At 28.7% G+C, this 5,783-nt stretch carries 5 protein-coding genes; 1 reads left to right on the plus strand and 4 read right to left on the minus strand.

Annotation, left to right across the window (positions count from 1 at the left end; all coding sequences use genetic code 11):
- Positions 1–1,018 (minus strand): DNRLRE domain-containing protein (locus Q0W06_RS19050; RefSeq protein WP_297639607.1); only part of this gene is annotated, 1,018 nt, incomplete at its 3' end.
- Positions 1,019–1,232: 214 nt separating this feature from the next.
- Here Q0W06_RS19050 and Q0W06_RS19055 point away from each other — a divergent pair.
- Positions 1,233–2,816 carry a PQQ-binding-like beta-propeller repeat protein gene (locus Q0W06_RS19055; RefSeq protein WP_297639610.1) on the plus strand — a complete coding sequence of 528 codons (1,584 nt, stop codon included), beginning with the start codon at positions 1,233–1,235 and terminating at the stop codon, positions 2,814–2,816.
- Between the two features lie 60 nt (positions 2,817–2,876).
- On the opposite strand, the gene Q0W06_RS19060 is transcribed toward Q0W06_RS19055, so the two are convergent.
- From Q0W06_RS19060 to Q0W06_RS19070, 3 genes are all read right to left on the minus strand, one after another.
- The gene (locus Q0W06_RS19060; protein WP_297639612.1) at positions 2,877–3,029 is read right to left on the minus strand and encodes a zinc-ribbon domain-containing protein; all 153 of its coding nucleotides are present in this window, start codon (positions 3,027–3,029) and stop codon (positions 2,877–2,879) included.
- Positions 3,030–3,337: 308 nt separating this feature from the next.
- A complete protein-coding gene (trpC, locus tag Q0W06_RS19065) occupies positions 3,338–4,078 on the minus strand; it encodes an indole-3-glycerol phosphate synthase TrpC (protein ID WP_297639615.1) in 741 nt (246 codons plus the stop codon).
- A 200-nt stretch (positions 4,079–4,278) separates the two neighbouring features.
- Positions 4,279–5,184, minus strand: coding sequence for a DMT family transporter (locus tag Q0W06_RS19070; RefSeq protein WP_297639618.1), 906 nt, complete (start codon positions 5,182–5,184; stop codon positions 4,279–4,281).
- Positions 5,185–5,783 lie beyond the last annotated feature (599 nt).

The following is a 5,783-nucleotide window of genomic DNA, read 5'->3' on the forward strand; positions in this document are numbered from 1 at the left end:
TTGATCCCGGATTTCCTTTTTCTCCTTTTGGCCCTTGAATTCCTTGTGCTCCTTGTGGCCCTTCAACACCTTGATTTCCTTGTGGTCCTTGTGGTCCTTCTTCTCCCACTTCTCCTTGTGAGCCCATTAATCCTTCAACACCTTGTATACCTTGTGCCCCTGTTGCTCCTGTTACTCCTTGTAATCCCTGTGGTCCTTGAATCCCCTGTGGTCCTACATCTCCTTGATTTCCTTTTGGTCCTTGAATTCCTCTTTGTCCTTCAGGTCCTTCAGGTCCTTCTGGCCCCATCGGCCCCATTGGTCCTGGACATCCACCTGGTCCCATTGGTCCCATTGGTCCTGGACATCCTTCAGGTCCAGCTGGACCTGGGCATCCCATTTCTCCTTTTGGTCCTGGACACCCTTCTGGTCCCATTGGTCCCATTCTACCTTCTGGTCCTCTTGGTCCCTCAGGTCCTTTCGCACATTTACAAGACTCTTCATGATGACAATTCTTTTTTTCTTCACATATAATCTTTAAAATTGGTCCATTTCCATCTTCAGATGATGTAAATAAAATTTCACCTTCAATATCAGCTGAAATCATTATTGTTATTCCATTATTTTCAATACTTCCATTTAACCATTTTTCAACTAAATCATTTATTTTTACAGAAATATACTTTCCTACACAATCTACTGGAAGTAATATGTTCTTTTTAAATAATCTAGTTTTTGGTGCTGTATTATAAGTTACTGTTTTTTGATTAAATGGCTCATCATTACTATAAATGTCTATTTTTACATTTTTACAATTGCTATTAATTTTTTTTACAAATAATTTTAACTCTGCTTCAACAAGTTTATATCCATAAATATAATCTGGTAATTGAAAATGTACTAATGCATTGGCAATTTTCTTGCTATTACATTCTTCATATTTTCCTACCAATAGAAATAATTCATTTCTAAAATTATCATTAGGATAGTTTGATGAAACAAAAGTATCACAATTAGTGTAAATATTTTTGCTAATCAAAACGCCACCACCTTTTTTTATTTTCGATATATTTATACTGATAATATATTGATAATTTATATAAATGGATACACTTTATTTAATTTTAATAGATTTTTTCTTCTAATCTTACATTTATATCTTTTAATAAAGAATTTTTTTCCAATTTTATTCAACATATTAATTATTTTATCGATATATATATATAATCATTATAATTTATGGAGGTTTTTTTATGAAAAAATATACTATATCACTAATTATTTTTACTACTTTTATGTCCTTAGTCTCATGTTCAGCCAATACCAATACACCAAATAAGGTTGAAGAAACTGTAGTTGAAACTGTTCCTGTTTCTCCTAAACATGAATTCAAAAAGCTCTCCTTACCTTATTTATCCAGCAAAAATTTTGCTTATAAAAACATTAATTCTCTCAAAAAAAAATCTGATACACTCTTTACCGATACCTATTCAGACATTGAAGGTGTATTTACTTTCAGAGGAAATAATTTTAGAAACTCTCCTTCATTCGGTATAAGTTCTATTACAAATAACTCTTTAAAGGAAAAATGGAAATTTAAAACTGATTTCAGTTCCTGGGGTGGCGGTGCTGGCTGGACCGGACAACCAGCTCTTATTAAATGGCCTAAAGAATTAAAAGAAAAAATGAATTTATCAAAATCCTTTAAAGAAAAGGCTGATGGAATAGAAGCTATTTATGCTTCCTTAGATGGAAATATTTATTTTTTAGATGCTCAAACTGGAGAGCAAACTAGAAAAAAAATCAATGTCGGTAATCCCATAAAAGGTAGCATTAGTATTGACCCTCGTGGCTTACCTTTACGCTATGTTGGTGAAGGTATAAACGAAACCTCCTCTATTGGCTTTAATATCTTTAGTTTAATCGATGGAAAAAGACTATATAAATTACCTGGTAACGATATTGATGCTCCTCGTGCTTGGGGTGCTTTTGATTCATCTTGCATTATTGATGCTAAAAATGATATTGTATTTGCTCCAGCTGAAAATGGATTAATATACAAAATTAAATTAAATTCTAATTACAATATAGAAAAAAACACTATCTCTATAAACCCCAAAATTGAAAAATATCGATATAATTTAGGTTCTAAACCTGGAATTGAAAGTTCTATTGCAACTTATAGTAATCTTGGGTATTTTGCTGATAATAATGGGTTTGCTCAATGCATAGATTTAGATACCATGAAACCTATATGGAAACTTGATTTAAGTGATGATACAGATGCTACATTAACTCTAGATATTGAAAATGATATTCCATACCTTTACGCAGGAAATGAAGTTGATATGCAAGGTTCGCTAGGCTATTCAAAGATAAAAAAAATAGATGGCTTAACTGGAAAAGTTTCTTGGGAAAAATCATTTAAATGTGAATCGCTCTTAGGCTCATCTCCTGTTAATGGAGGTCTTTTATCAACTCCAGTTATGGGTAAAAACAGCATTTCTAACTTAGCTATTTTTTCTCTTTCAAGATATGATGGATTTAATAGTGGACTTTTAGTTGCTTTAGATAAATCTAATGGTGATATTATTTGGGAGAAAAAACTTCCTAATTATGCTTGGTCTTCTCCTGTAGATTTCTATGATAAAGATGGTAATGGTTTTATTATTTTAGGTGACTCATCTGGAACATTACATCTTATTGACGGTGCTTCTGGAAATACATTAACTACTTTAAATCTTGATGCAAATATTGAAGCTTCTCCTGCTATTTTTGAAGATTTTTTAGTTATTGCTACAAGAAATGGCTCAATTTATGGAATAGAAATCCAATAATATATTTTTTATAAAATAAAAAAAGAGACCTACTAATAGGTCTCTTTCCAATAGATATAATTATCTGTTGTTTCTTTGTTGCTTTCTTGCTCTTCTGCAATCTGGGCATCTTACTGGATCATTTTCGAATCCTTTTTCTTTGTAGAACGCTTGTTCTCCTTCAGTGAATATGAATTCTTTTCCACAATCTTTACATACTATAGTTCTATCCATGTTAAAATCCTCCTCGTTTAAAGACCTGATCTAAATTTATAAATTCTCTAAAACAAGGAGAAAATTATAATTTACCGAATCTTTAACTTTATTATTTTATTGTATTTCTACAGTTCTTACTTTATCAGATTCATCCATATTTATCAATATATTTCTTTGGATTTTTTCAAAATTTGAAAAATCTAATCGTTTATCTTTTAATTTTTATCAATCTTATCGCTTTTTACTATTTACTTTTTCAATTTGCGATTTTTATTTTTAATTTCTTCATAATATTTTGCTATTCCTTTACAAAGAAATTTCTTCCTCTATATCAAACCTTTTCCTCTAAACTTTTTGAACTCTACTTTAAAATATTCATTCTTTAAATTCTTCATAAATAACTCTCCAACTAATACTCCATCTACACCTAAATTACTTAAATGTTCAATATCACAAATTCCTCCAACTCCACTTTCTGAAATTACTAACTTTCCTTTAGGAATTCTTTTTAATAACTTTTCTGTTGTTTTTAAATTCACTTTAAAAGTATCTAAATCCCTATTATTTATTCCTATTATTTCTGCATCACAATCTAATGCATATTTAAGCTCATCTTCTGTATGCACTTCTATAACTGTATCTAATCCAATACTATTTGCAATACTATAAAATTTTTCTAACTTTCTACCTAATACACTTGCAATTAGTAAAATTGCATCTGCACCTATTACTTTACTTTCATATATTTGATATTTATCAATAATAAAATCTTTTCTTAAAATTGGTATATTACTTCTCTCCTTTATTTTTATTAAATCACTATTACTTCCTTGAAAAAACTTTTCTTCAGTCAATACAGAAAAACAATCAACTGAAATTTCATTATAAAAATCAAATATTTCATTTACATTATAATCTTTTAATATAATACCTTTAACTGGTGATGCTTTTTTATACTCGCCTATTATAGATATCCCTTCTTTTCTTATTCTTTCCTTAAATTTTCCTATTTTTTTACTTTCTTTTAATAATCTCTCTTTTTCATTTATTATTGGTTCTAAATACATATTCTCACTCCTTTATTAATTTACTAAAACTACTTCTTTAGTGTCTCTCCAATACATCTATTTGATATTATTATATTGCTATACCACTACTTAAAATTCCTATATCTATTTTTTTCATTTTATAATTAAATTTTCAAAAAAAAAGATATTGATTATTAATTCTAATGTCCTTAATAATCAATATCTTTATAATCTTTTATTTAACTAAATTCTTGTACTTCTGTTATTTCTCCTACACCTTGTTCCTTATCTCTTGCTAAAATTATAACTGAAATTACTACAAGGGCCATACCTATTATAGTAAATCCATCTATTACTTCATTAAAGAATACCCAACTAGCAAGAATTCCTACTATAGGCTCAAATGTTCCTAATATAGATGTATTTGAAGGTCCAATTCTTTGTATTGCCATCTGTAAAAATACTAATGCTAGTACAGTAGATACTATAGCAATACTGATATATGCAAATCCTATATGTACATTCATTTTTGTTATTATTTGACCTCTTGCAAGACCAATAAAGAATGTTATTATACATGCAAAAAGAGAACAATAAAATGTAATTACCATTCCATTTAATGACTTAATTTCTTCTTTTCCCATAACAAAAACTGTTCCTCCATATATAATACCTGAAAAAAATGCAAGTGCAACTCCTCTTATATCTATCCCGCTTTGCTCTGATATAGATAATAAAAATACCCCTGCTATTGATATTATTAATGCAAAAACCTTTCTTTTTGTGAATCTTTCCTTAGCAAATAAAAATCCAAATACACATACAAATAATGGATATATAAAGTGAATTCCTGTTGCAAGTCCAACTCCTATGTATTGATATGCATCAAATAAAGCTTGTGTTGTCACAGTATATCCTATAGCACCTATAAAAAATAACATTACTAATTGCTTCCTAGTAATTTTCAAAGATTTTCCTGTTACTAAAATCACGACCCCTAAAATTATAGTAGCTAAGAAGAATCTCACTATTAGAACTGTGGTTGGATTAGATCCTGCATTATAACCTATTTGTGCAAAAATCCCTAAAAATCCAAAACAAACAGATGCTAATATAGCAAATATTAATCCTGTTGTACTTTTCAAAATACTCCCCTCCTTCAACTACGTATTATAATCTCTTTAAAAAGTATTTCAATGTATAAACTTTTAATTTTACATATTAACATTTTTAATTTATCTAATCTTCAATTTTTATTTGCTCAATTATAGCGTCTTCAATTATATTTTTTTATCTATAAATGTTACTATTCCTAGGGTTATAAAAATTATACCTATATAAATCATAATTTCTGTTATTAGAAGACTCTAAACTACAAATATAACTTTTCACACATTTTATAACTACAAACTTTAATAAAAACTACTATATTTTCTATCTAAACATTCTCTTCTTCAAATCAAAACTACTTCCTTTATTTCATGAAATATTATCTTCAACTAATATTCTGCTTTAATTTTCTGCATAAAAAAAGAACCTAAGGGGTTAGGTTCTTTTTACTATTTGGATGAATGTTTATAGTAATTCTTTAAATGGACAATCTAACCATGTTCTAGATTTTCTCTAGCTTTAGATTAAATTCTGGGTATTTTAAACATATTTCTATCGTCTTAAAATACCCTATTTTTTAATTATGCGAAGTATCTATCTAAAAGACCTTTGAAAGCTCTTCCGTGTCTAGCTT

It is taken from the genome of uncultured Clostridium sp. (assembly GCF_947072515.1).
Lineage (GTDB): Bacteria > Bacillota > Clostridia > Clostridiales > Clostridiaceae > Clostridium.

Coding starts and splice junctions, on each gene's coding strand:
- Q0W06_RS19055 (WP_297639610.1), top strand. CDS start 1,233: ATGAAAAAATATACTATATCACTAATTATTTTTACTACTTTTATGTCC.
- Q0W06_RS19060 (WP_297639612.1), bottom strand. CDS start 3,029: ATGGATAGAACTATAGTATGTAAAGATTGTGGAAAAGAATTCATATTC.
- trpC (WP_297639615.1), bottom strand. CDS start 4,078: ATGTATTTAGAACCAATAATAAATGAAAAAGAGAGATTATTAAAAGAA.